This window comes from Bacillus sp. PAMC28571 (genome assembly GCF_014250435.1).
GTDB classification, from domain to species: Bacteria; Bacillota; Bacilli; order Bacillales; family Bacillaceae; genus Bacillus; species Bacillus safensis.
This window is the reverse complement of sequence record NZ_CP060191.1, coordinates 1459275-1482897: the sequence shown is the minus strand read 5'-3', so window position 1 is coordinate 1482897 and position 23623 is coordinate 1459275. Positions and strand designations below refer to the sequence as shown.

Below are 23623 nucleotides of genomic sequence, written 5' to 3'. Positions count from 1 at the left end.
AAAGGTAAAATGTGTATAGCAATGCTTTTGCTAATTGGTTAACGGAAGAACCTTGACATATCCCCCTGCCTAAAGGTCGTTCCTTGTTGGAAACGTCCAGCCTGAATGAGTTCTTTCTTCAGTAGCTTCCTGAGTTCATCATCTGTCAAGTTGTGCTTAGCTGCAGCTTTTTCCTCCGTCTTTGTATCAGACGATGGATTTTCTGCCTCAGCTTTGGCAAAAAGTTTTTTGATTCCTGCCATGTTTACACCTTGTTCGATGAGGTTTTTAATTTCTAGTAATTTATCAACATCATGAAAAGAAAATAATCGGCGGTTTCCATCACTTCTTGCTGGAAATACTAAACCATTTTCCTCATAATAGCGAATTTGTCTTGCAGATAATTCTGTTAGCTGCATGACAATCCCAATTGGGAATAAAGGCATTGAGCGGCGAATGTTATCACTCATCTCAACTGTCTCCTCCTCTTTGCTTAAATTTATTATATGTCATGTTATATTATGTGTCAACAAGATGTTAGGAATATTAACATGGATTTTTTTATTGAGCAGGTACTTCAATAAAGCCTTGTTCCAATAAGGCATCGACAGCACTGCAAATCGCATTTTTCACATGGGCATACGTGAGTCCGCCTTGAACGTAGGCAGTATAAGGCGGTCTGATCGGACCATCGGCTGATAATTCGATACTAGCTCCTTGTACAAAGGTGCCCGCTGCCATAATGACATCGTCTTCGTAGCCTGGCATATAGCTTGCATGTGGTGTGACGTGACTGTTAATAGGAGATGCATACTGGATTGCCTGACAGAACGCAATCATTTTTTTAGGATCCCCAAATTCGACTGATTGAATCAAATCCGTTCTTTTCGCATTCCACGCCGGGTTTGTTTGGAATCCGAGCTTCTCAAGAAAACGAGCCGTAAACACTGCGCCTTTTAAACTTTGAGCTACAACATGCGGCGCCAAGAAAAAGCCTTGATACATTTCTTGGAGCGCATACAGCGATGCACCCGCTTCACTGCCGATGCCTGGAGAAGTCATTCGATAAGAGCAAGCTTCTACCCATTTTTCTTTTCCAACGATGTAACCGCCTGTTTTGGCAAGGCCTCCGCCTGGGTTTTTAATGAGTGAACCGGCCATGAGGTCAGCTCCGACATGACATGGCTCTTGTAATTCAGTAAATTCACCATAACAATTATCTACAAACACAATGATTTCTTCATTTATCTCTTTCACAAATGAAATCATTTGCTCAATTTCTTCTATAGTAAAGGAGGGTCTTGACGCATAGCCTTTCGAACGCTGAATGCCGATGACTTTTGTTTTAGAGGAAATTGACTCTTTAACTTTCTCATAATCGACGGATCCATCTTGTCGTAAATCAATGGCTTTGTAGTCAATCTGGAAGTCTTTTAATGAGCCTGTCCCTTCTTTCCCGCGAATCCCGACAATTTCTTCTAGCGTATCGTATGGTTTTCCCGTCATATAGATCAATTCATCGCCAGGTCTCAGCACACCAAATAAGGCAATGGAAATCGCGTGTGTGCCGGAAATGATTTGCGGACGCACAAGCCCGCTTTCTCCGCCGAAGACATCCGCATAAATCTTTTCTAATGTGTCTCTCCCCATATCATCGTAGCCATATCCAGTCGTCGGATTAAAGTGGGAGTCACTGACTTTGTGCTTTCGATAGCTTTCAAGCACCCGCCACTCATTTTGTTCGCTCTTTTGATCAATTTGCTGATGCACGTGTAAAATCTCTTGTTCTGTTTCTGCTGCTGCTTTTTCTAAAATACTGCCGTGTTTTAATGTGTGAAACATCTTGATTTAATTCCTTTCCAACATATACTTCTTGATTTGACCTAAAATGGTCTGATCCTCACCACTATATCCGGTGATGTCATATATCTCTGCTTCTTTTTGAAATTCTAGTGATTCCACAAGCGTATCTGATTTTAATGCGGAGATGAGCTTGCCTTCATGCGCTGGAATCTTTACATGATATGGCTTTAAAAAGGCTTTTTTCAGCTCAGCCATAATATCCGCTTTTAACCTTTTTACATCTTCCTTGCGCTTAGCACTGATTAAGATGTGGCGATGCTTTGAAGATGGGATGAAATCTGGTCTAATTTGATCTTCCTTGTTATAAACAGTCAGCATCGGAATACGGTCCGCTTCTAATTCTTCTAAAAGCTCATGAACCGTTCGTTCGTGCCCTTCATAATCCTCATTAGAAGAGTCGATGACATGAAGCAAGTAATCGGCTTCCTTCACTTCTTCAAGGGTGGAACGAAATGCGGCAATCAGTGTGGTCGGAAGGTCTTGGATAAAACCAACTGTATCTGAAATCAGCACACTGTAGCCAGATTCTAATGTCATCTTACGTGTCATTGGATCAAGTGTCGCAAACAACAAATCCTCTTCATGACTATCCGCTTCTGTTAACTGGTTAAACAAAGTTGATTTTCCGGCATTCGTATACCCGACAATAGCAATTTGGAACACACCATTTTTCTTTCGGCGCTCCCGGTATCTTGTTCGGTGTTCTTTGACTGCAGATAACTGCCCGTTAATTTCATGAATGCGGTTTCGAATATGGCGTCTGTCTGTTTCAAGTTTTGTTTCACCTGGACCTCTTGCGCCAATTCCGCCCCCTTGTCTTGAAAGGCTGATCCCTTGTCCACTTAGTCTCGGCAAGGCATACTGAAGCTGGGCAAGCTCTATTTGCAGCTTCCCCTCTCTTGTACGGGCTCTTTTTGCAAAGATATCTAAAATCAGTTGCGTACGATCAATAATTTTTACATCTAAAGCAGTCGCCAAAGCTTTTAGCTGGCTTGGAGAAAGCTCGTCATTAAAAATAATGACATCACATTCGAGTTCCTCGCAAAGCACTTCAAGTTCTTCTACTTTCCCTTTCCCGATATACGTTGCACTGTCTTGTCTATTTCTCTTCTGCGTCATCACGCTGACAGCTTCACCGCCAGCGGTTTTAGTTAAGGAAGCTAATTCTTCCATTGAGTATTGAAAGCGTTCATCCGTTACATGCGGCAATTGGCAGCCGACAAGGATCGCTTTTTCAGTCATTTCATGTTCATTCAACGTTAGTTGTTTCCTTTCTGTACTTAAGTTTTCAGTAGTACCATCATACCAAACACATCACACGTATACCACTATTCGGATGGTTTATTTTAGTGACTCTTTATAAAAAGGATACGCCATTTCAAGAAGGCGTATCCTCTTTCATTTGAAGATCGTGACTTTTAATGGTCAGCAGATCTTTTTTATCATAATGATCCACAAGAAGCAGTCTCATCGCTTGGGTTCGTATGGCCTTTTCAATGGTGTTTCGCACAAACCGGCCGTTGCTGAATTTTGCCGGGCTTGTGGTACTTTTAATGTGCATTAAATAATCCCGCAGCTTCCATTCGGCTTCTTGTGTAAATACATATTCTCTGTCTGCCATCATTCGTTTTGCAATATCCATGAGCTGATCGACTGTATAATCAGGAAAGCTGATGTTGATTGGAAATCTTGATTGCAGGCCGGGGTTTAAAGAAAGAAAATGATCCATTTCCTTGGAGTAGCCAGCAAGAATGAGAATGAATTCGTGCTGTTTGTCCTCCATATGTTTTACAAGGGTATCAATCGCTTCTTTTCCAAAATCCTTTTCTCCTCCGCGTGCAAGAGAATAGGCTTCGTCAATGAACAAAATACCACCTAATGATTTTTTAATTAAATCCCTTGTTTTTTGCGCTGTATGACCAATGTACTCTCCAACTAGATCACCGCGTTCTGCTTCAATTAAGTGACCCTTTGAGAGCACATTCATTTCAAAGAAAAGCTTCCCGACAAGTCTTGCAACTGTGGTTTTTCCTGTGCCAGGATTTCCTTTGAACATCATATGAAGCGCTTGTTTTCCTACCTTTAACCCTTGTTCCTGCCGTTTTTGATTAACAAAAATCCAAGCATAAATCTCTTTTATGTTTCGTTTCATTTCATCCATACCGACAAGGCTGTTCATTTCACGCTCTATTTCCCGTAAGATGCTGTGTTTTGCCTCATTTTTCTGCAAGGCTTCTAGGTATTCTGCCTCTGAGTCTGCATCAACCAATACTTGCTTTTGTCCGTTAAGTATAATATTGATTTGGCCGTTGTTTTTATATGTGACAGCTCGCTCCAACGTATTCACCTCTCGCTCTTCTCTCTTTATTCTATTCGGGTGGAGCTGTAATCGTGACAATCGCCCGCTTAAGCCCAAGTTTGCTGTCAAAATGACCCGAGATACCGAATATTGTAGGGATTTCTGCGGTTTCCCAGGAAATGATGTGCTATTTCCATTGTATTCATCCCGTTTGGGCGGACAAACCAACAATTTGCTTTTTCTTAGAAAAATGTAGCTTTTTAATCACAAATGATGCAGAAAAGAGTCTCAATGATTTCCGCATTTTGTACAGGCAATTCTTCTATTTTCTCATAAAATAAAGACGAGGTGATGAATAGATGGTGAAAATTTTTATTGATCCTGGCCACGGAGGAACAGATTCTGGAGCTAGTGCTAATGGACTTTTGGAGAAAAATATAACACTTCAAATCGCGCTTTTATTGAGAGACATTTTGATTAGTGAATATGATGGGGTTTCCGTCCGCTTAAGTCGTTCAACTGACCAATCCGTCACTTTGTCCCAGCGTACGAATGCGGCAAACAGCTGGGGGGCAGACTATTTCGTGTCTATTCATATTAATGCTGGCGGGGGCACAGGGTTTGAAAGCTATGTGTATCCTGGCGTTTCAGCACCGACCACCACGTATCGCAATGCCCTTCATGATGAAATTGTCCGCTCGGTTGATTTTGCGAACCGCGGCAAGAAAACTGCGAACTTCCACGTTCTTCGAGAAACTTCTATGCCCGCTATTTTAACAGAGAATGGTTTCATCGATACGGCAGCTGATGCTAATAAGCTCCGCAACGCAACCTTCCTTCAAGGCATCGCTCGCGCTCATGCGACTGGTCTAGAAGAAGCCTTTCAATTGAAAAAAAAAGCAAGTAATCTTTATAAAGTGCAGGCAGGAGCTTTCAAAGTGAAAGCCAATGCAGATGAATTAGCAGCAACACTTAAATCCAAAGGCTTTGACGCGTTTGTTGTATTAGACGGCGGCATGTTCCGAGTGCAAGCCGGGGCTTTCCGTACAAAGCAAAATGCAGATGATCTCGTCGCAAGATTGAAACAGGCCGGTCACGACGCATTCGTTTTCCAATAAGTTGAAGCTGTTGTAACGAAACAAACCGGCTCAAGTCTTCTGCTGAGCCGGTTTGTTGTGTATTCATTTACGCTAAGATGTTAACGACAAATTGAGACCATGTTTCAAGACGATCGAAGTATTCAGGCTTTTTCAAATCGGCTGCTTTCATCCATTTTCCTGAGATTTGATCTGTTTCTTTTACCTCTACATGAGCACCTGGAGATAGTTCAAGCGCTGATAACAGTCCGATGTGCACACGGCCGACACTGTTGTCATCGTCATTGATTAACCCAAGGGTTTTCATTTCAAGTTTGTCTTCTTCTTGAATTGAAAGTTCTTCGTCCAGCTCACGATCTGTATTTTCTTTTAGAATCTCAGCAAAGTTTTTTCCTTCGATGAAGTTCATATGCCCCCCAAAGCCAAGAGATAACTTATGATGTAAGCGAGTCTCTCCTCCGCCTTGAAGTCTTTCGTATACATACACTTCGTCCTCACGCTTAATCACGACATAAGGAATCGGCTGCTTGAAGTCAGGATTTTCTTCTGCATCGCCTCTTCGCATTTGCTCGAAGTGCTCTTCGATTTCTTTCATAATGGTGCTGATTGTTTTCTCTTCACTGTTCACACCATTAAACGCAAGTGTTTCGTTTTGAAACACGCGTGCGCGTGGTGCTACTAAAATGATTTCGTCCATTTTTCCCATGTTCGGTAACCTCCAGTATGTAACTATCACATTGTTAGAAATGGCAAAAAGCCAAAACGAGTGATGCGTTTTGACTTTTACGCTTTCCTTATGATTCATCTCCAAAGAAGAAATCGTCATCTTTTAACGGCTCAACTGTTGCTTTTTTGTAGCCGTTCCCTTTCATTGAGAAGAAGTCATGCGACTTTGTTTTTGTATTGAGTCCATTCAATACAATAGGGTTGATCTCTTCTTCTTCAAAGTAAGGGGCAAATCCAAGGTTCATTAACGCTTTATTGGCATTGTAACGAATGAACTTTTTCACATCATGCGATAAATTGACTTGGTCATAAATATCTTCCGTGTAATGAAGTTCATTTTCATAAAGCTCGTTTAAAAGGTCAATAGAGAAATCATACAGCTCTTTTTGCACGTCAGGTGTTTGTTTGTTGTAAATTTCTTGTGCTAATAAACCAACGTATACACCATGTATCGCTTCATCACGCAAAATTAAGTTGATGATTTCACCGCTTTGCATGAGCTTTCCTTGTCCATAGAAATATAGCGGGTAGTAAAAACCACTATAAAATAGGAAACTTTCTAAATAAACAGAAGCAACCATTGCTTTAAAGAGAGAAATAGGATCGTCCTTTTGAATCGAACGGTATAAACTGACAATCATATCTGCTTTCTTTTGCAGGAATTTATTCTTCTTGACCCATTCAAACACTTCACTGATCGTTTCAGTTGGTGCGAGTGTCATGAAGATATTTGAGTATGATTTCGCATGCACCGCATTTTCCATCATTGCCATAAAGTTGAGTACAGCTTTACGCTGATGGCCGTCCACATGTTCAGCAACAATCGGCATCCCTGTATTTCCTTGTTCTGTATCAAGTAAAGTCAGTCCAGCAAGTACCTTCATATACGTATCTCGCTCTTTTTCACCTAAATATTTCCATGTTAAGAGATCTCCGTTTAAGGAAATCTCTTCTGGAAGCCAGAACTGCTTTACATTTTGGTTGTAAAACATTTGTGTAAAATCGTCTTCGTGTTTTGACCAGTTGGCTGCATCATAAATTTTTGTCACGTTAAACTCTCCTTTAATCAAACAACACAAGAAAGACAGCCTTCCTGCCCTGTATCCTTCGTTCTTGCATAATAAAGTGTCTTAATGCCTTTATGGTGTGCATAAAGATCGATGCGGTTTAAATCACGCGTTGTCATCGTATCTTTTAAGAATAGTGTAAAGCTGATTCCTTGATCGACGTGCTGCTGAATCGTTGCGATCATATCGACCACTTTAAACATGTCCATATCGTACGCTTCTTTATAGAAGAACCAGTTTTGTGCTGAAAGACCTGGCATTGGGTAATAGGTTTTGCTGTTGCCGTATGTTCTTTCTTCGATACGTTCCATAATTGGCATCACAGAAGCTGTTGCCGATTGAACATAAGAAATGGAACCTGTTGGTGCAATACATAAACGATAGCTGTGATACATGCCATGTTCCGCTACAAATTCTTTGAGTGCTGCCCAGTCTTCTTTTGTTGGAATGTGCATGCCTTCAAATAGTGCTGCTGCTTTTTCTGTTTTTGGTGTGAAATCATTCTCCACGTATTTATTGAAGTACTCACCAGTTGCGTAGCCAGAGCCTTCATAACGATGGAATGTTTCTCCTTTTTCTTTTGCAATCTCACTTGAGCGTTTAATTGAATAATAGTTCACCATCATAAAGAACGTATTTGCAAAATCTCTTGCTTCTTCACTTTCATAGGCAATTTGGTTTTGAGCTAAATACCCGTGAAGGTTCATCGCGCCAAGTCCGATTGACTTCATCGCTTTGTTCGCTTTTCGAACAGCCGGTGCATTGCGAATGTCTGTTGTTTCAGACACAAGCGTTAGTGAGTCTGTTGCAAGCTTAACCGTTTTTTCAATCGATTTGTTTTTCATGACATTCATGATATTTAATGAACCAAGGTTACAAGAAATATCAAGGCCGATTTCATCTTCTTGATCATAGTCCGTGTAAGAAGAAACCTCTGACGCCTGAAGCACTTCTGAGCAAAGGTTTGAGAATTTCACTCGTGAAATATGGTTCAAGGCATGCTCTCTGTTTACATTATCTTGGAACATGATATATGGATAGCCTGATTCTGAGCGTAGAACAGCCAATTTTTCAAGAAGCTTTCTCGGATTGACTTTTTCTTTTTTAACTTTCGGGTTTTCTACAAGCTCGTCATACATTTCTTCCATGTCCATCTCATCAAGATGCTGTCCATATTCTTTATAGACTGTATGCGGATAGAAGGTGTAAGCTGTTTTATCTTCTCTAGCAAGCTCGATAAATTTATCCGGGATGACGACTCCAATGGATAGAGTTTTCACGCGAACATCTTCATCGGCAGAGATTTTTTTCGTATCTAAGAAATCATTGATATCTCTGTGGAAAATATTCAAGTAGGCGCTGCCTGATCCTTGTCTTTGCCCCATTTGATCTGCATATCTGAACGCATTATCAAGAAGCTTCATCACGCCGACGACACCTTTTGTCGCGTTTTCGACATCTTTGATTGCTTCGCCTTTTGCACGAAGTTTTGACAGGTTCAAACTGACGCCGCCGCCTAATTTTGACAGCTGCATGGAAATATCAATCGCTCTTGAAATATCGTTTAGTGAGTCATTTACTTCAAGCAAGAAGCAGCTCACAAGCTCACCGCGTCTTTTACGTCCAGCGTTCAAGAAGGTTGGTGTACTTGGCTGGTACTCTTGATTGATCATCAGTTCTACAAACTCAAGTGCTTTTTCTTTATCTCCACCCGCAAAGAAAAGTGCTACAACTGAAATGCGGTCTTCATAGCGTTCAAGGATTTTCTTTTTATCATTTGTTTTCAGTGCATAGTCATTGTAAAACTTAAATGCACTCATAAATGATGGGAATCTAAATTTTTTGGCATATGCAGCTTCAAAGACTTCTTTAATATCTGCCATGCTGTATTGTCTTAAAAATTCTTCCTCATAGTAGTCGTTTTCTATTAAGTAATCAATCTTCTCTTCTAGATTATGAAAAAAGACCGTGTTTTGATTAATGTAATCTACGAAATAACTATGTACAGCTTCTTTGTCCTTATCGAACTGAAACTTTCCTTCTTTTTGAATCATAATTTCGTTATTTAATTGTATCCACTTTGGAACCTGATTTTGTGACAATTCTTTCTACCTCCTGTGTAAACAATTCAACATCCCTTTTTGTTCCGCTTAGTTCAAAGGTGTGCAAAATAGGAACTTGATATTGTTTAGAAATCGTATCGGCGCTTTTTGCAAAATTATCTCCCCACACTTTGTTGCCACTCACCGCAACACCTAGTAAAAGGTGAGCATTTTTCTCTAAAAAGGACTGAGTGGTACTAGGGACTTGTCCAAATCCTGTCGTAAAGGTGACGAGAATAAACGGCGTATCCAAAAACTCTTCTCCAGTCAATTTTCGTTTGTCTGTAAAAGGGGTCTTGTCCAAAAAGCGTTGAACATTTCCTGTTTTTGAATCAAATACGATTTGAATCAATTCCATCACGACCTAGTTTTTAGTATTGTTGATCATTTCGTTATTCACTATATATAGTATACTATGTTTTTTCAAAACACAACATATAGATGTTCGAAACGAAAAAAATCAACCAACCCGGCCGAACCTTCATAGCCGAACTCGTACGTTCAAATAAATAGAGCAGAACAGGATCTAAAAATAGACTGCTCTACTCCCTATTCAACTGAAACCGAAATCTATCATAACACGAAAAAAAATCGCTTAGTAGACTAGACTTTTTGTTTTATTTTTTGTAGGCATCGCACTGTAAATCTTCTGACACTTCTGTAATTTCCACTTCAACACCTAATTCTTTTAGCACCGCTTCAAGCGCAGAGACGATTGAAGCTTCTCTCACTAATTCTTTCCCATTTACAGAAACGCTTGTTCCATATTCGAAACAGGAATCGTCTTCACAAGTTTGTTCCCAATGATTAATTTTAATTTTATGTGTCATGAACTCATCCTTTTCTGTCTAGATGTCTGATGCATGATTATAGTGTAGCGACTTCACATTCATTTGTAAATTTACGTGCTTACTCGTCTTCATCAAGGTCATCATCATATTCTTCGTCGTCCCATTCATCTATGTATTTCGTTGTAACGAGAGTCAGCTCTCCTTCTTTTTCATCAAATCGGTACACATGTACTTGATCATCTTTCACAACAGCAAAATGATTATTTTTTAGTGCAGCAGATGATGGTAAAACTCCATCTGCATTTTCATGAGAATGGTTATTCCAACTTTCTTGTCTCGTTTCAATGTTTGAGATAGCGCACGATCCAAACAAGACAACAATTCCAATCAAAAGGAGGATCACTCTAATCCTTCTTAATTCAAGCTCTGCATTTTCCATATGAATCCCCTCACCCTTCTAATATCCAATAAGGAATTATACGGAAAATTGGCAGAAAAGTTTCATTGCATGCAAAATAGCCCCTCTGCACTGACAAAAAACGTAGCGGGTTCCGGCCGGTTTATTCGCAGAGGCATGGGGCTATTTTAAATACAACATATCCTATTCTAATTCTAAATTTACATTCTTTTGAGGTGCAAATGTAGAAATGGCGTGTTTATAAATAAGCTGCTGCTTCCCTTCTGTTTCAAGCAGCACCGTGAAATTGTCAAACCCTTTCACTTGACCGCGAAGCTGAAAGCCATTCAGCAAGAATACTGTGACAAATGTATTGTCTTTGCGGATCTGATTCAAAAACTGCTCCTGAATATTAATCGGTTTCATGTTTCGTCCTCCTTGATTCTGATAACTACAGTTTCGCTTTAAGTCCAAGCTTTCCTGCTATATATGCGAAAATTTCCTCTTTTTTGTCTGAAAAGTGGCAAGGCGGTGTCATATCAAACCAAGTGACCGCCATTTTATTACGGAACCACGTGAACTGACGCTTCGCATATCTACGGGAATTTTGCTTTAATTGCTGGATGGCTTCATCAAGTGAGCAGTCACCTTGAAAATAGGCATACAGCTCTTTATAACCAATGGCTTGAACAGACTGACAATCCTTCAAGCCAGATTGATAAAGTGCTCTCACTTCTTCAATTAAGCCTTCATCTATCATCATATCAATTCTTTGATGAATGCGCTCGTACAAAACCTCTCGATCCATTTTCAGCCCAATGAAGGCTGTATCATAAAGAGGAACTTCTTGATGCCCCTTTTGCATCTCCGACATTTTCTGACCTGTTGTATGAATCACTTCCAGCGCCCGGATCACGCGGCGGACGTTATTTGGATGAATAGCGTTTGCCGCATCAGGATCTACTGCCTTTAGCTTTTCGTGCAGCAAAAGCGCGCCGTGCTGCTGTTCAAAGAGCGTCATTTCTTCTCTAAAAGCAGGATCACTTTTCTCATCCGTAAATGTGTAATCATATAAAACAGATTGGATATAGAGGCCTGTTCCACCGACAATCATTGGTGTTTTCCCTCTAGCGGCAATCTCTTTGATTTTCGCACGAACCAGCTGCTGAAATTCAGCTGTCGAAAAAGATTCGTCTGGCTGTTTAATATCAATTAAATGATGCGGGATGCCATTCATTTCTTCGGGAGTGATTTTAGCTGTTCCGATATCCATCCCTTTATAAATCTGCATAGAATCCCCGCTGATAATCTCTCCATTAAATGCTTTGGCTATATCAATGCTCAATTTGGTTTTGCCGACAGCCGTCGGCCCTACTAACACGATTACTGGCTGCTTCGTTTTATTCATAACATCACTCACTTTTACAAAACTGCCTACAGTATAGCATAACTTTTCTTACTCTCCTATCTCCTGCCCATTACCAGCCAAGCGGTTCATTTCCAACCACTTCATATGTTTTTCCTTTTAAACGATGCTTATGTGTTGGCCGCTTCTCATCTGGACTATAGACGACACCTCCATATGGAATGGGAACAGAATCGAGATAGGCTGAATAGGTGACTTCCTCGATCTCGTGATAATGTGTTCCATCCACTCTAGGAATTGCCGGCCCTGTGACCCCGTAGTACCTGTGAAAATGCCCTCTTTCAAAGGAGGTGATCCCCCGATAAAAATGAGTATGCCGGTCGGTACTGCTTCCATTTACAGGCTGAGAAATACCTTCTATTAAATGATAATGCCCCTCCGTTATATCTGTACGTGCTTTATATGCATGAGCATGCGGCGGACACTTTGCCCAATCAGATGGATACAGGCCCATTTCTAACATTCCTCCTTATATTAGGCGTTCACCCAAACATCTGTAGGCTGCTGGAATACACTGATGTCAGTTACAGTGATTTTATGAGAAAGGAGCCTTTTATTATGAATTATTTTGACGCACCTCCGTTTATTCAAGAAGACATGAGAAGACCTTTTGGTTTTGGATTTGGGAGACCTGGTTTTGGATTTGGCCGCCCAGGCTTTGGCTTTGGAAGACCTGGATTCTTTGGACCTCCATTTTTAGGTGGTTTTGCTGGAGGCCTGCTTGCTGGATCTCTGCTTGCGCCAGGATATGGCTATGGATACCCTTATCCGCCATACCCGCCATATGGACCATACCCTTGGTATTAAATATGACGTTTAAGTGAAAACATCCGTTCATAAAATGAATCGATTGACACACTCTTTTTTCATGGGTTAACATTTACTTTACCGACTGTTCAGTAAAGTAGGTGTTTTTTTTATGTCTAAAACCAAAAAAGAGCAAATTTTTGATGCAGCTGCCAGTACGATTTTAAAAGAAGGGTTAAGCCAGCTCACCCTTCAGCAGGTGGCAGAGCATGCAAATATGACCAAAGCTGGTCTGCTTTATCATTTTTCAAGCAAGGAAGAGCTCATCCAACAAATGAATGAGCACGCGATTCTTTCCTTTCGTCAGCAGCTCGAGACGTATTACGAAACATACAAACACGAAAAAGCGCCTTATGTACGCGCATATCTATTGGCCACATTACATGATTTAGACATGCAGCATACGACCCAGCTATGTACAAGTATGCTAGCTACCATGTCATTTGATGATGCGCTGCTGCACCCTTGGCGTGATTTTTATACGGAGTTCAAAGAAAAAGCAGCTGAGGAAATAAGCGATCCTGCACTGAGTCAGCTGATCCGCCTTGCATGTGATGGGATATGGTTTTCAGAAATGTTTCAGCTTGAACCGTTGAAAAGAGAGGAAAAAAACCTTTTACTTCATCGGATTTTACACCTATTAGAGGAGGGATGATCATGATCCTCGGATATCTTTTTTTGGCTGTGGCCATTTTTTCAGAAGCCATTGGCGCCGCGATGTTAAAATTATCTCATGGTTTTACGCGCTGGAAGCCTAGCGCGGTTGTTGTGGCTGGCTATACACTTGCTTTTTATATGCTGTCATTGACGCTCAATATCATTCCGCTAAGCATGTCTTACGCAACATGGTCTGGGGTTGGTACGGTTCTCACGGCTATTTTTGGCGTGCTCTTTTTCAAAGAAACCTTGAACCAAAAAGCCGTCATTGGCATGGCGATGCTTGTCTCAGGGGTCGTACTATTAAATATGTCATAAAGGATGTGGGAGATGATGAAAGGAATACTCTACTTAATAGGAGCCATTTTGACGGAGGTTTTTGGCAGTACAATGCTGAAGCTTTCTCAAGGCTTTTCGCAGCTGCTGCCGAGTATCGGGGTACTGATCGGATTTGGATGCGCCTTTACTTTCCTGAGCTTGGCACTTAAAACCATCGAGCTCTCGTCTGCCTATGCAACCTGGTCTGGCGTTGGAACAGCTCTCACTGCTCTTGTAGGACTTGTGCTGTTTAACGAAACGATCAGCACGAAAGGCTACATCGGCCTTGCACTTGTCATCTGCGGCGTGATTGTCTTAAATCAATCCAAGAAGCAAAAGAACGAAACCAAAGCACAACTCGATCAAACCGAATGGACGTCATAAAAAAAGTCATTTTCTCCATATTTCTAGAGAAAATGACTTTTTTGTTTTAACGGCCGACTTGAATGGTTTCTTCTAAGGAAATGTTCACATTCCCCTGAACAGCTCTTGAAATCATACATGAGCTTTCGGCTTTATGCGCAAGCTTTCGGGCCAGCTCAATATCATGTGCGGAAGCGGACTCTTTGAGGGTGATGACAGGCCGATGAATGATTTCCTCATAAGTAAACACACCATTTGTCACATCTACGACGGCTTCAGAGCTCATCGATAGATCCTCTTTGTCTAATTGACTCCGCTCCATCATGGCTGCAAGTGTAATGATATAACACGTAGCCGCTGCACCTAAGAGCATCTCATCTGGATTGGTTCCAATACCTGGACCGTCCATTTCCTTTGGAATCGAAATCTTTGTTTTTAATTGTTCACATGCGATTGTACCCACATCGTTACGCAGACCGGGCCAGCTTGCCTGAAGATGAAAATGATGACGCGCCATATCCGTCTCTCCTTTTGTTATCACTGTTCATAGTGTAACAAGAATTCCACTCCTTGTCTTAACATGTGCACAGCCCTTATGTATATTCTTCATCCAGCACTGTCCGAATCGCCCTGACATAACGATAGAATGTCTCGTTTTTTGTACTTGACCGCCTCCGAAAATCGAAACTGTCAAATAAAGCTTCACGCTGACTTCTACTAATCTCAAGCTGCACACTCTGCCCTGTTTTTGTAAGATTATTAATATTATGATTGCTTGTCCCGCTCAGGGTTGCGTGTGCGACAGCTAGTTCAGCAGAAAACCCGTTCCGCTCTAATGAGCTCACAATTTTCTCTGCACGATCGTAATCTGTTCCGCCGACGAGAGTATGGTCAATACCTTCCTCGCCTTTGTATCCATGCACTGCTAAGATGTAATCATGTGCTTTTGCCTGCGCGACGCCGATTGGCTCATCAAAGTTTGTACTTGTAATATGAAGTTCTGATGCATTCTCTCTTAGACCTTCAAATAAATACGTCGAAAAATCGTTGTCAAAAAAATGGACGATCTCGCTCACGCCGCCTTCGATCCTCCCGCCATGAGGTGACATCACAAGAAGGCGGCTGCCAGACACTGGGTTGGCTGTAATGTTATAGCTGCTTGTTGATTCGTTTTCTTCAAGTTCTTTAAAATTTCGATAAATATCATTTGAACCGCTTTCGTCTTCCCCACCTGATGACACTGGCTCATCATGTTCCTGTGCTTGCATAGTATAATAAACGCCCCATCCGATCGCAAGCAGGAGAAGCAAAGCAAAAAACTTCTTCATTCCCGTTCTCCTTTAACAGATTTCTAAGCCGTTTCTATGATTAATATTGAATCATCATTTCTTATCATTTTTTCCACATTTTCTCTTCACGTTTGATCATAACACTCTAGATCATGAGATTCCTCAAAAATAAGATAATTGCATTTATATACACAGAAACGCCTCTCCTCTTTGAAAACAGAGTTAGAATAGTATGACAAAAAAATGACGTTATGTTTAATATGACCTAGTCCTATCCAGTCTGTTTTCTTTAATTCGGCTTTTTTTGATAAGGATTTGATGTTTTCCATCTGTCACGCATCACATTTATATGAGCATTGACCCTGTCCACAGCCCTCCTTTTTCTGCAAAATCCTTTGTTTCACTGGTTCTCTCAGAAGAACTCTCCCACCTATCATCGGCAGATTCTACGTGAATTCCACCTTTTTCTATTATTTTACAAAATGTAAGCGCTTTTCTTTTTTTGAAAGACATAAGCAAGCCGCCAATATAAAGAAAAGGAGGGACAAGAATCCGAACCAAGCAGTTCTCATTCTCATAACGTAAGAGTGTACGAGAATGGATAGCTGGAATGGAGGGCATCACATGTTTGGATTTTCTATGGTGCAAATGGTCAGAACACATGCTAGTAAACTAGATCAGCCTTTAAGAGAGACCGTTCTTCACCTTTATAAACCTTTTAAATGGACGCCATGCTTTCTTCATCGTTTTTTCGAAGGCAGGCTGAAGAAGAAAAAGAAGCTTCGTGTGGTCATTGAATTTAAGGAAGGTGCAGCCGAGGCAGGGATTCAAAGCACAAAGCAGCTCATGAAAAAAAGCAGAAAAACAAATATAAAACGGCATTTTTCACATATCGACTGCTGTGCTGCTGATTTAACGCCTGCTGCTTTAGAGGAGCTATTAGCAAATGGTGAGCATATTCGTAAAATTTATTTAGACCGGAAAGTTCATGCGCTGCTGGATGTAGCCACACAAGCAAGCCATGCTGAAGAAGTCATCCGAAACGGGACAACTTTAACAGGAGAAGGCATTACGGTCGCTGTCATTGACACGGGAATTTATCCACATGAAGATTTAGATGGAAGAATTCGAGATTTTGTGGATTTAGTCAAACAAAAAACAAAGCCTTATGATGATAATGGCCACGGTACTCACTGCGCGGGAGATGTCGCTGGAGATGGAGCCGCCTCAGACGGCTTATACAAAGGACCTGCCCCAAAAGCAAATCTGATTGGCGTAAAAGTGTTAAATAAACAAGGGGCTGGATCACTTTCTACTATTATAGAAGGTGTTGAATGGTGCATACAATTCAACAAAGAAAACCCGGATGATCCGATTCATATTATCAGTATGTCGCTGGGCGGAGCTGCGCAGCGTTATGATGACGAACAGGACGATCCAATGGTGCGTGCTGTCAATGCGGCTTGGGATCAAGGGATTGTTGTATGCGTCGCTGCCGGAAACTCTGGTCCTAACAGCCAGACGATTGCAAGCCCTGCTGTCAGTCAAAAGGTCATTACGGTCGGAGCCTATGATGACCGGAATACACCAGAATCAAGCGACGATATCGTGGCACCGTTTTCAAGCAGAGGGCCAACCGTTTATGGTGAAGCAAAGCCTGATATCCTCGCACCTGGAGTAAACATCGTTTCTCTCAGATCACCAAGATCCTTTCTGGATAAACTTGATAAATCAAGCAGAGTCGATCATGATTATACAACGTTATCTGGCACATCGATGGCAACACCGATTTGTGCTGGTATTTGCGCTCTACTACTAGAGCATTCACCAGATTTAACACCGGATGAAGTCAAAACCCTGTTAAAAGAAAATACAAGCAAGTGGTCTGGGGATGACCCGATGGTTTATGGAGCAGGTGCAATTGACGCAGAAAAAGCAATCAAAGAATAAAGAAAAAAGCCCTTTACGTTTTGCGTAAAGGGTGTTGTTTGTCTCATTTTTAAGTGTGAAGTCTTTCATCTACTTGAGCAGCTGACATGTTATGCTTCGTTCTCATACATCTCATCTCCTTTTTGAATGTGCGTACGCGCTTCGATCACAATCTCAAAAAAAGTGGAGGATTCCTTGTACATGTCGCGTTCCTTATAATAATTAGCCGCATCAAGTGCTAATTCCTCTAAATCAGCAAACATTTTTTTATTTCTCAGACCAAAAAGGGCCGACCTCAATTGCTCACAGCTGTCTTTCTCTATATAGAGCGCCTGCAAAAATTGGAATTTCAGCTGATAAATTTCATCTTCCAATACACAAGCCTCTTCCATTCCTGTAGATATGGCCTCGCCCGCCCGCTTGATATCTCCGAGTTTAAAACAAGTAAGGGCAAGTGAAAACAACGATTTGATCATCGTGGATGCTTGATCTTTCTGATAAAGTGAAATGGCTTGTTCAAAAAAGACAGTCGCTGTATGATACGTTCCCATACTATAATGACAAGTGCCTAAATTATTAAGCGCCATTGCTTTAAAGTAAGATGTGCATTCTTTTTGTTCCATTGCTTCACAGACCTTTAACGCTTTTTCTAAATAAGGAAGCGCTTTTTGATACTGATTAACATCAATCCAATTACCTGCCATGACAAAATCACATTGAATGCTTCTTTTTCCATAAAGCTGATGTTTCTTGTAGATGTCTCTTGCCTTTTTAGCGTAGTGCATGGAGAAATAGGTTTGTTTCATATGATAGTATACTTCTGCGATTTTATAGTAAAATTCTGCTTTTTCGATCTCATCTGTCACTAAAATCAGTTGATGTTCCGCATGCTTGTAATATGAAATGGCCTCGATATACCGGCGCTGGATAAACGCATACATTCCATGAAAAAAATGAAAATAATAGCCGAGTAAGCCTGTCATTTCATCTTCTGCATCGTCAATTTCTTTAGGAAAGGACACTGCTTGAAGCGTTTCACTCCCTGCATGGACTGGCGCTAAGTGCTGAAGCATCATTTGATGGCGAAAATCCATTAGAGAATAGTATAGGAGTAAATCTTGATCCTCTTCCATATCATGAATTTCTTCTTCAACAAGGCGCTTCATGCGGTTTGCCTGTTCAACTTCAAATTTGCAAATATGCGTGTACCATTGATTGATCTTTACACCTACTTCGGAAGATGGTATTTTGTGTGCCATCCACTTCAGCCCCATTCTATCATATCAAACTGATAACTATTATTTTACATAATTTATGTTTTCAAGGCAAATTGTAAGTTATTACATATTTTATGTTCAAATCGCATATTCCTATCTTTTTTACCAAGTTTAAATAGAGCACTTTTGCCCATCAAACTTTTTTACGCAGACGGATCGAATTCTCTTAGCACTTCTTTTAATGCATTAATATAGCGTCTAAATGCTTTTTTCTTTCCTTTTCTCGTATCAAAATTATCAAAAAAAGCTTCTCTTTGCGCTGTACTAATTTCGAGCTGAACGCTTTCACCACTCGCATTTCGATTATTTATATTTTTGGGATCTGTACCAGAAAGCCGTTCGCCTTTTTGTACCATTTCTGCGGAAAATCCCCGATCTTTTAGTTCTCGAACAACGGCTCTTTGCATTTTTTCATTTGTGCCGCCAACGAGCGTGTGTCTTTTATCACTTTTATAGCCGTGGATGGAAATTGAAAAAGGATACGTTTTAATCATTTGAACCAAAATGGGTTCATCAAAATTGGTACTCGTGATATGCAGGTCCCGGTTATTGTCTTGCTTTGTACCTTCAAACAAATACGTAGAGTAGCTTTCTTGAAAGGCTTCTACAATTTCACTTGTTCCTGGTTCAATTTCACCTCCATGAGGAGAAAATACAAGTAAATCACTTCCGCCCTTTTCGTGAAATTCTATCTCATAACCGTCTCTTTCATATCGCATGAGCTGTTTAAAGCTTTCATATTGATCGCCTTGTTTTCGCTCTTTTTGATACTTTTCTACCTCTTGATGATGCTGCTTTTGTTCTTTTTTTTCTTGAACAGAATGGCTGCATTTCACCATTAAAAGAGTACACAGAATAAGAAAGATGAATCCACATATTAGTAACCTTTTCATTTCACCGCTCCTTTTTTCTCTTAGGTGTCATCTTACCGCAATATTTTACTATCAATGGCTTAGAAAATTCAAAGGTTGTCCGGCTCATTTGAATGAATCAGGAGAAGTTACCTGTTTTTCATATGATCTAGGTATTTCAGAGGTCTTTAAATTTTTGTTGTGAACGTAAAAACTAAATCGTATGACCTCATTTCAATTTTAGTTAAAACCACCTACAAAAATGGCAATATTACTCTTTTTTTCAAACAAAAAAGCTGTAAACAAAAGAAGTAGTCCCCTTCAGTTTACAGCTAGTCTCTGTATATCATCATTACATTCTTAATTCATTCTCTAAAGCTGTCATCACTTCATCTTGCGTCAGTCCCTGTGCAAGTGAAATCTCACTCACTAACATGCCTCTTGCATCTTCAAGCATCTTCTTTTCACTTGAATTTAACGCTTTCTTCTGATTTCGTCTCATTAGATCTTTGACAACGTCTGCACCATCTTCGATCGCACCTGTTTTTAGCTTTTTCAGATTTTCATCATATCTTTGCTTCCAAGTAAGCGTGTCGTCGTTTGTTTCTTCTGCAAAATTGTTCATCACAACTTTCAGCGTTGCTTGATCTGCTACCGGACGTATACCTAGTTGATTGATTCTGCCTTTTGGGACCATCATCTGCATATTCGGCATTTGAATCAGGAAATATTCCTGTGTCTTACCTAAAATCTCTTTTTCTTCCATTCCTTCAATCACACCGGCTCCATGCATTGGATAAACAATTTTATCACCTATTTGAAACAAATCCGCCACCTCCGAAAGTATTCACAATATCATTATAACACATTTCGTCAGAGGATAAAAATTTATATTTTATCATGTTAATTTAGCACTAGTCAATTCTTTTTATTTGAGTTTTTTCAGAAAAAGCCTTTTTTTATAAAAGAAGCATGAGCATCCAGTCCTCATGACTCTTTCTTGCATATACTAGCATTGAGTCACATTTAGGAGGGATGACAATGTGCAAATGCAAGTGCAAACATTCCCACTCACACTGCCATAAAAAGCATGACGATCATTGCCATGAGGATCCATGTAAAGAAAAAAAGTTTTGTCATAAAAAAGATAAATGGTTTGAGAGCGATTTTTGGGATACCTCTCGAAGCTACGATCCCTGTTATTTTCCTAAAAGTGTCTGCAGCAGATGTAAAAAGCGTCGCAGAAGAAGACACAGCTACACAATTTAACGCTTGACGCTTTACCTGCTTTTCCTTTTCCCGGCTGAAAAGCCGGTTTTTTTCTTTCATATGGATAGGCTCATGAAGCAGATCTGTCTCATAGGATATGGCAACCTGACATAAAGGATGAGATATACATGAACGATATGAACAGCCAAATGAATCATTATCACCAAGAAAATCCCTATCACACATTTGAAAATGTGTATACAGCCAATCATGAGCATATGGTCGCGCCAAACATGCATGATCATATGAATATGCCCAACCATTATCATAGCGGCAAAAAAGATATGTATAACGCGCACCATCCACATCATCATTCAGTTTATTCACCGTTCCCAAATCAGCATGATACCTTTTCAAAGCATGTTCCAATGAAGGATCACCATCATCTAGGCCATTATGGTGGATATGGGATGATGCCACACCATCCATACGGTTATCAAGATATGCATATGATGATGCCAACAAACCAGCAAATGCCAGGCCATTATTACGGAATGAATCAACCAAATGCGCTTTTTCCCCGCTATTACTAAAGAATGACAAAATAAGGGTATAATATCCCATTTAATACCATATGGTAATATGGTAACATTATAGGTAAATAATGGGTGTAATCATCTATTATTTACCTATATTCAACAAGGGGGAAGGAAAAAATGAAAAAAACATGGACGATTCTTATGATGGGGATGCTCACATTGGTTATGGCGCTGTCAGTACCGCTTTCTGCATCTGCTGAGGAAGCCGGCAAAGCAACAACTAATGCAAAACCAGCTGCACTTTACGCAAAAATTACAGGAGCAAGTAAGCAGGAATGGTCTTTTTCTGACATTGAGCTGACATACAGCCCAAATTCTGTTCTAAGTCTTGGTGCGGTTGAGTTCACTCTGCCAAAGGGTTTCCAAGCAACGACGAAAGACATTATGAACGGCAAAGCATTAAAAGACAGCTATATTTTGAACAACGGACAAACCGTTCGTATTCCGCTCAGACTGGATTTACTTGGAATTTCCAAGTATACATTAAAGCTTTCACATAAAGTACTCCCTGCTGCAGGTACATACACGTTCCGTGCAGAAAATCGAGCCATCAGCATCGGTTCCACATTTTATGCAGAAGATACGATTGATATTAATACACGACCAGTTGTGGTCACACCGCCAGATCCTTGCGGATGCTAAATAAAAAAGCGCTCTGATTAGAGCGCTTTTTTATATCACATCACCCGTTTAAACATCTTCTCCATTTCATAAGTGGAGTGATGAATGATGATCGGCCGGCCGTGCGGACAGGTGAATGGGTCTTTCGTTTGCCGAAGTTCATCTAATAAGGCTTTGATTTCATCATGACGCAAATGACGATTTGCTTTGATTGAGCCTTTGCAGCTCATCATAATCGCCGCTTCTTCTCTTAGTTTCTTGATATCAACACGTTTTTCATCAAGCACTTGCTCTATAATCTCTTCGATCAATTCAGCCTCTTCACCTTTTGGAAACCACTGCGGATGCGACCGAACGATGTAGCTACCTGAACCAAAGGGCTCTAAGAAGACCCCCACTTTCGCGAGAATATCCTTATGCTCTTCAATGATCAGCATATCGTTTTTAGAGTAGTGAAATGTTAAGGGGACGAGCATTTCTTGCACTTCCTGTTCGATCTCTCCCACCTTCTCACGATAATACTCATACTTGATTCGCTCTTGAGCCGCATGCTGGTCGATGATATAAAGCCCTCGTTCATTTTGAGCCAAAATATATGTGCCATGCATTTGCCCAATTGGATACATCACAGGGACGCGTTCGTTTTCAGGAATCGTTTTTGCATCTTCATGTAGTACCGGCTCTTCATATTCAAGTGAAGCGGCGGATTCCTCTAAATGAATACGCTCAGATGAGGTTTCTTCATAAAATACTGGTGATGATGCTTCTGTCTTCTCATGTTTAGGCATTCCGTATGCATCGGTATGACTTGTCTCGTATACGACCGACTCGTGCGGCTCCGGCTGATAGGTTAGCGGTGTTTCCGCTGGGCTTGCGTTCCTTTGTTTCGCATCAAAGGTTAAGGATTGCTGCTCATTTTTCACAGCTGGCATTGGTGCTTTTTTTGGTACTGAAGCACTTGGAATGAGCTGCTGCTTTTGAAATACTTCCTTAATTCCTTGTTTAATCAGATCATGAAGTTCCTGTTCTTTACTTAGCCTCACTTCTAGCTTCGATGGATGAACGTTCACATCCACTAGAATGGGATCCATCTTCATCTCAATGAATGTAATTGGATGACGGCCAATCGGAAGCAGCGTGTGATACCCTTCATGGATCGCTTTCACGAGCGGAAAATGTTTGACATATCGGCCGTTTACAACAGAAGACATATAATTCCGTGATGCCCTCGTCACTTCTGGTAAGGAAATATATCCTTTCACTTCAAAATCAAGTGATTGTACGTGAAGCGGCAGCATTTTTTTAGCCACAGCTGTCCCGTAAATGGCCGCAAGTACGTGACGCACATCTCCGTTTCCATTCGTCTGTAGCAGGACTTTCCCTTGATGACGCAAACGGATCGATACTTCGGGATGAGCTAGCGCAATTCGATTGACCACATCCGATATATTACCAAGTTCCGTATGAACGGTTTTCATATATTTTAGACGGGCTGGCGTATTGTAAAATAAGTTGGTGACCACAATCTCGGTGCCGCGGCGGCCAGAGGTTTTTTTCTCTGAGATAATCTTCCCGCCTTGCAAAGCTAAGTGTGTCCCAGCTCCTTCGCCAGTACTTGTTTTCATTTCTAGGTGAGAGACGGATGCAATACTTGGCAGCGCCTCTCCTCTGAATCCGAGCGTTCTAACACGAAACAGATCATTTTCATCTTTGATTTTACTCGTTGCATGGCGCTGGAAGGCGAGCTTACAATCTTCAGCATCGATTCCAACACCATTATCAATAATCCTGATAGAAGAAAGACCTGCTTCTTCTACATCGATTTCAATGACTGTACTTTTTGCATCGATCGCATTTTCCACAAGCTCCTTTACAACAGAAGCCGGGCGCTCGACCACTTCACCTGCAGCAATTTTATTGGATAGGTCATCGGATAACTGAATAATCTTTGCCATT

28 protein-coding genes are annotated in these 23623 nt (G+C 40.8%); 8 read left to right on the top strand and 20 right to left on the bottom strand.

Going from position 1 to position 23623, the window contains the following annotated elements; genetic code table 11:
- Window positions 1–38: 38 nt before the first annotated feature.
- From H7F25_RS07295 to spoVK, 4 genes are all read right to left on the bottom strand, one after another.
- A complete protein-coding gene (locus H7F25_RS07295; RefSeq protein ID WP_024424081.1) occupies window positions 39–449 on the bottom strand; it encodes a MerR family transcriptional regulator in 411 nt (136 codons plus the stop codon).
- A gap of 91 nt (window positions 450–540) precedes the next feature.
- A complete protein-coding gene (locus H7F25_RS07290) occupies window positions 541–1821 on the bottom strand; it encodes a methionine gamma-lyase family protein (RefSeq protein WP_122631367.1) in 1281 nt (426 codons plus the stop codon).
- A gap of 6 nt (window positions 1822–1827) precedes the next feature.
- On the bottom strand, window positions 1828–3099 hold the full coding sequence (gene hflX, locus H7F25_RS07285; RefSeq protein WP_061109894.1) for a GTPase HflX: 1272 nt from the start codon (window positions 3097–3099) through the stop codon (window positions 1828–1830).
- Between the two features lie 121 nt (window positions 3100–3220).
- Window positions 3221–4180 carry a stage V sporulation protein K gene (gene spoVK, locus H7F25_RS07280; RefSeq protein WP_024424083.1) on the bottom strand — a complete coding sequence of 320 codons (960 nt, stop codon included), beginning with the start codon at window positions 4178–4180 and terminating at the stop codon, window positions 3221–3223.
- 320 nt (window positions 4181–4500) lie between these two features.
- Here spoVK and H7F25_RS07275 point away from each other — a divergent pair, with 320 nt between their 5' ends.
- Complete coding sequence (locus tag H7F25_RS07275; protein ID WP_024427042.1) at window positions 4501–5259, top strand: N-acetylmuramoyl-L-alanine amidase; 759 nt, start codon at window positions 4501–4503, stop codon at window positions 5257–5259.
- Between the two features lie 67 nt (window positions 5260–5326).
- Here the strand turns inward: H7F25_RS07275 and H7F25_RS07270 are convergent, their stop codons facing one another.
- From H7F25_RS07270 to H7F25_RS07230, 9 genes are all read right to left on the bottom strand, one after another.
- Complete coding sequence (locus tag H7F25_RS07270; protein ID WP_024424084.1) at window positions 5327–5944, bottom strand: hypothetical protein; 618 nt, start codon at window positions 5942–5944, stop codon at window positions 5327–5329.
- Window positions 5945–6032: 88 nt separating this feature from the next.
- Window positions 6033–7013: a class 1b ribonucleoside-diphosphate reductase subunit beta gene (gene nrdF / locus H7F25_RS07265; RefSeq protein WP_024424085.1), complete on the bottom strand. Its 981-nt coding sequence runs from the start codon at window positions 7011–7013 to the stop codon at window positions 6033–6035.
- A gap of 17 nt (window positions 7014–7030) precedes the next feature.
- Window positions 7031–9133 (bottom strand): class 1b ribonucleoside-diphosphate reductase subunit alpha, encoded by a 2103-nt coding sequence (gene nrdE / locus H7F25_RS07260; RefSeq protein WP_044330425.1) that lies wholly within the window; start codon window positions 9131–9133, stop codon window positions 7031–7033.
- Window positions 9093–9485: a class Ib ribonucleoside-diphosphate reductase assembly flavoprotein NrdI gene (gene nrdI / locus H7F25_RS07255; RefSeq protein ID WP_008360380.1), complete on the bottom strand. Its 393-nt coding sequence runs from the start codon at window positions 9483–9485 to the stop codon at window positions 9093–9095. Before nrdI ends, nrdE begins: the two co-directional genes overlap by 41 nt.
- Before the next feature lie 265 nt (window positions 9486–9750).
- Entirely contained in the window at window positions 9751–9963 is a 213-nt protein-coding gene (locus tag H7F25_RS07250) for a hypothetical protein (protein WP_003212415.1), read from the bottom strand.
- A 79-nt stretch (window positions 9964–10042) separates the two neighbouring features.
- Entirely contained in the window at window positions 10043–10363 is a 321-nt protein-coding gene (locus H7F25_RS07245; RefSeq protein ID WP_044330433.1) for a YmzC family protein, read from the bottom strand.
- A 162-nt stretch (window positions 10364–10525) separates the two neighbouring features.
- Entirely contained in the window at window positions 10526–10747 is a 222-nt protein-coding gene (gene hfq, locus H7F25_RS07240) for an RNA chaperone Hfq (protein WP_024424088.1), read from the bottom strand.
- A gap of 25 nt (window positions 10748–10772) precedes the next feature.
- A complete protein-coding gene (miaA, locus tag H7F25_RS07235; protein ID WP_044330435.1) occupies window positions 10773–11729 on the bottom strand; it encodes a tRNA (adenosine(37)-N6)-dimethylallyltransferase MiaA in 957 nt (318 codons plus the stop codon).
- A 70-nt stretch (window positions 11730–11799) separates the two neighbouring features.
- Window positions 11800–12201: a YmaF family protein gene (locus tag H7F25_RS07230; RefSeq protein ID WP_044330437.1), complete on the bottom strand. Its 402-nt coding sequence runs from the start codon at window positions 12199–12201 to the stop codon at window positions 11800–11802.
- 104 nt (window positions 12202–12305) lie between these two features.
- Here H7F25_RS07230 and H7F25_RS07225 point away from each other — a divergent pair, with 104 nt between their 5' ends.
- From H7F25_RS07225 to H7F25_RS07210, 4 genes are all read left to right on the top strand, one after another.
- A complete protein-coding gene (locus H7F25_RS07225) occupies window positions 12306–12554 on the top strand; it encodes a hypothetical protein (protein WP_044330439.1) in 249 nt (82 codons plus the stop codon).
- Window positions 12555–12666: 112 nt separating this feature from the next.
- A complete protein-coding gene (locus H7F25_RS07220) occupies window positions 12667–13209 on the top strand; it encodes a TetR/AcrR family transcriptional regulator (RefSeq protein WP_044330441.1) in 543 nt (180 codons plus the stop codon).
- Between the two features lie 2 nt (window positions 13210–13211).
- Entirely contained in the window at window positions 13212–13529 is a 318-nt protein-coding gene (locus H7F25_RS07215; RefSeq protein WP_024424092.1) for an SMR family multidrug efflux transporter EbrA, read from the top strand.
- 15 nt (window positions 13530–13544) lie between these two features.
- Window positions 13545–13913, top strand: a complete 369-nt coding sequence (locus H7F25_RS07210; protein ID WP_044330809.1) for an SMR family multidrug efflux transporter EbrB — start codon at window positions 13545–13547, stop codon at window positions 13911–13913.
- A gap of 46 nt (window positions 13914–13959) precedes the next feature.
- Here H7F25_RS07210 and H7F25_RS07205 read toward each other — a convergent pair whose 3' ends face one another.
- Both H7F25_RS07205 and H7F25_RS07200 read right to left on the bottom strand, forming a co-directional pair.
- Window positions 13960–14409 carry an OsmC family protein gene (locus H7F25_RS07205; RefSeq protein ID WP_024424094.1) on the bottom strand — a complete coding sequence of 150 codons (450 nt, stop codon included), beginning with the start codon at window positions 14407–14409 and terminating at the stop codon, window positions 13960–13962.
- Window positions 14410–14485: 76 nt separating this feature from the next.
- Window positions 14486–15220, bottom strand: a complete 735-nt coding sequence (locus H7F25_RS07200; protein ID WP_185854416.1) for a poly-gamma-glutamate hydrolase family protein — start codon at window positions 15218–15220, stop codon at window positions 14486–14488.
- 585 nt (window positions 15221–15805) lie between these two features.
- Between H7F25_RS07200 and H7F25_RS07195 the strand changes: the two genes are divergently transcribed.
- Complete coding sequence (locus tag H7F25_RS07195; protein ID WP_185854415.1) at window positions 15806–17131, top strand: S8 family peptidase; 1326 nt, start codon at window positions 15806–15808, stop codon at window positions 17129–17131.
- An 89-nt stretch (window positions 17132–17220) separates the two neighbouring features.
- Here the strand turns inward: H7F25_RS07195 and H7F25_RS07190 are convergent, their stop codons facing one another.
- From H7F25_RS07190 to H7F25_RS07175, 4 genes are all read right to left on the bottom strand, one after another.
- Window positions 17221–18369, bottom strand: coding sequence for a Rap family tetratricopeptide repeat protein (locus H7F25_RS07190; protein WP_185854414.1), 1149 nt, complete (start codon window positions 18367–18369; stop codon window positions 17221–17223).
- A gap of 161 nt (window positions 18370–18530) precedes the next feature.
- Window positions 18531–19280, bottom strand: a complete 750-nt coding sequence (locus H7F25_RS07185) for a poly-gamma-glutamate hydrolase family protein (protein WP_073205251.1) — start codon at window positions 19278–19280, stop codon at window positions 18531–18533.
- 310 nt (window positions 19281–19590) lie between these two features.
- Window positions 19591–20064, bottom strand: a complete 474-nt coding sequence (locus tag H7F25_RS07180; protein ID WP_024424099.1) for a CarD family transcriptional regulator — start codon at window positions 20062–20064, stop codon at window positions 19591–19593.
- 245 nt (window positions 20065–20309) lie between these two features.
- The gene (locus H7F25_RS07175; RefSeq protein ID WP_024424100.1) at window positions 20310–20567 is read right to left on the bottom strand and encodes a hypothetical protein; all 258 of its coding nucleotides are present in this window, start codon (window positions 20565–20567) and stop codon (window positions 20310–20312) included.
- A gap of 68 nt (window positions 20568–20635) precedes the next feature.
- Here H7F25_RS07175 and H7F25_RS07170 point away from each other — a divergent pair, with 68 nt between their 5' ends.
- Window positions 20636–21040: a hypothetical protein gene (locus H7F25_RS07170; protein ID WP_024427030.1), complete on the top strand. Its 405-nt coding sequence runs from the start codon at window positions 20636–20638 to the stop codon at window positions 21038–21040.
- A 123-nt stretch (window positions 21041–21163) separates the two neighbouring features.
- The gene (bslA, locus tag H7F25_RS07165; protein WP_024424102.1) at window positions 21164–21688 is read left to right on the top strand and encodes a biofilm surface layer hydrophobin BslA; all 525 of its coding nucleotides are present in this window, start codon (window positions 21164–21166) and stop codon (window positions 21686–21688) included.
- 35 nt (window positions 21689–21723) lie between these two features.
- Here the strand turns inward: bslA and mutL are convergent, their stop codons facing one another.
- Window positions 21724–23622 (bottom strand): DNA mismatch repair endonuclease MutL, encoded by a 1899-nt coding sequence (gene mutL, locus H7F25_RS07160; RefSeq protein WP_185854413.1) that lies wholly within the window; start codon window positions 23620–23622, stop codon window positions 21724–21726.
- Between the last annotated feature and the right edge of the window lies 1 nt (window position 23623).

Coding starts and splice junctions, on each gene's coding strand:
- H7F25_RS07170 (WP_024427030.1), top strand. CDS start 20,636: ATGAACGATATGAACAGCCAAATGAATCATTATCACCAAGAAAATCCC.
- H7F25_RS07185 (WP_073205251.1), bottom strand. CDS start 19,280: ATGAAAAGGTTACTAATATGTGGATTCATCTTTCTTATTCTGTGTACT.
- miaA (WP_044330435.1), bottom strand. CDS start 11,729: ATGAATAAAACGAAGCAGCCAGTAATCGTGTTAGTAGGGCCGACGGCT.
- H7F25_RS07225 (WP_044330439.1), top strand. CDS start 12,306: ATGAATTATTTTGACGCACCTCCGTTTATTCAAGAAGACATGAGAAGA.
- H7F25_RS07290 (WP_122631367.1), bottom strand. CDS start 1,821: ATGTTTCACACATTAAAACACGGCAGTATTTTAGAAAAAGCAGCAGCA.
- H7F25_RS07220 (WP_044330441.1), top strand. CDS start 12,667: ATGTCTAAAACCAAAAAAGAGCAAATTTTTGATGCAGCTGCCAGTACG.
- H7F25_RS07295 (WP_024424081.1), bottom strand. CDS start 449: ATGAGTGATAACATTCGCCGCTCAATGCCTTTATTCCCAATTGGGATT.
- H7F25_RS07205 (WP_024424094.1), bottom strand. CDS start 14,409: ATGGCGCGTCATCATTTTCATCTTCAGGCAAGCTGGCCCGGTCTGCGT.
- H7F25_RS07230 (WP_044330437.1), bottom strand. CDS start 12,201: ATGGGCCTGTATCCATCTGATTGGGCAAAGTGTCCGCCGCATGCTCAT.
- H7F25_RS07275 (WP_024427042.1), top strand. CDS start 4,501: ATGGTGAAAATTTTTATTGATCCTGGCCACGGAGGAACAGATTCTGGA.
- H7F25_RS07250 (WP_003212415.1), bottom strand. CDS start 9,963: ATGACACATAAAATTAAAATTAATCATTGGGAACAAACTTGTGAAGAC.
- hfq (WP_024424088.1), bottom strand. CDS start 10,747: ATGAAACCGATTAATATTCAGGAGCAGTTTTTGAATCAGATCCGCAAA.
- mutL (WP_185854413.1), bottom strand. CDS start 23,622: ATGGCAAAGATTATTCAGTTATCCGATGACCTATCCAATAAAATTGCT.
- H7F25_RS07175 (WP_024424100.1), bottom strand. CDS start 20,567: ATGAAAGAAAAAAACCGGCTTTTCAGCCGGGAAAAGGAAAAGCAGGTA.
- H7F25_RS07270 (WP_024424084.1), bottom strand. CDS start 5,944: ATGGGAAAAATGGACGAAATCATTTTAGTAGCACCACGCGCACGCGTG.
- H7F25_RS07200 (WP_185854416.1), bottom strand. CDS start 15,220: ATGAAGAAGTTTTTTGCTTTGCTTCTCCTGCTTGCGATCGGATGGGGC.
- H7F25_RS07195 (WP_185854415.1), top strand. CDS start 15,806: ATGTTTGGATTTTCTATGGTGCAAATGGTCAGAACACATGCTAGTAAA.
- H7F25_RS07215 (WP_024424092.1), top strand. CDS start 13,212: ATGATCCTCGGATATCTTTTTTTGGCTGTGGCCATTTTTTCAGAAGCC.
- H7F25_RS07190 (WP_185854414.1), bottom strand. CDS start 18,369: ATGGCACACAAAATACCATCTTCCGAAGTAGGTGTAAAGATCAATCAA.
- H7F25_RS07245 (WP_044330433.1), bottom strand. CDS start 10,363: ATGGAAAATGCAGAGCTTGAATTAAGAAGGATTAGAGTGATCCTCCTT.
- bslA (WP_024424102.1), top strand. CDS start 21,164: ATGAAAAAAACATGGACGATTCTTATGATGGGGATGCTCACATTGGTT.
- H7F25_RS07210 (WP_044330809.1), top strand. CDS start 13,545: ATGAAAGGAATACTCTACTTAATAGGAGCCATTTTGACGGAGGTTTTT.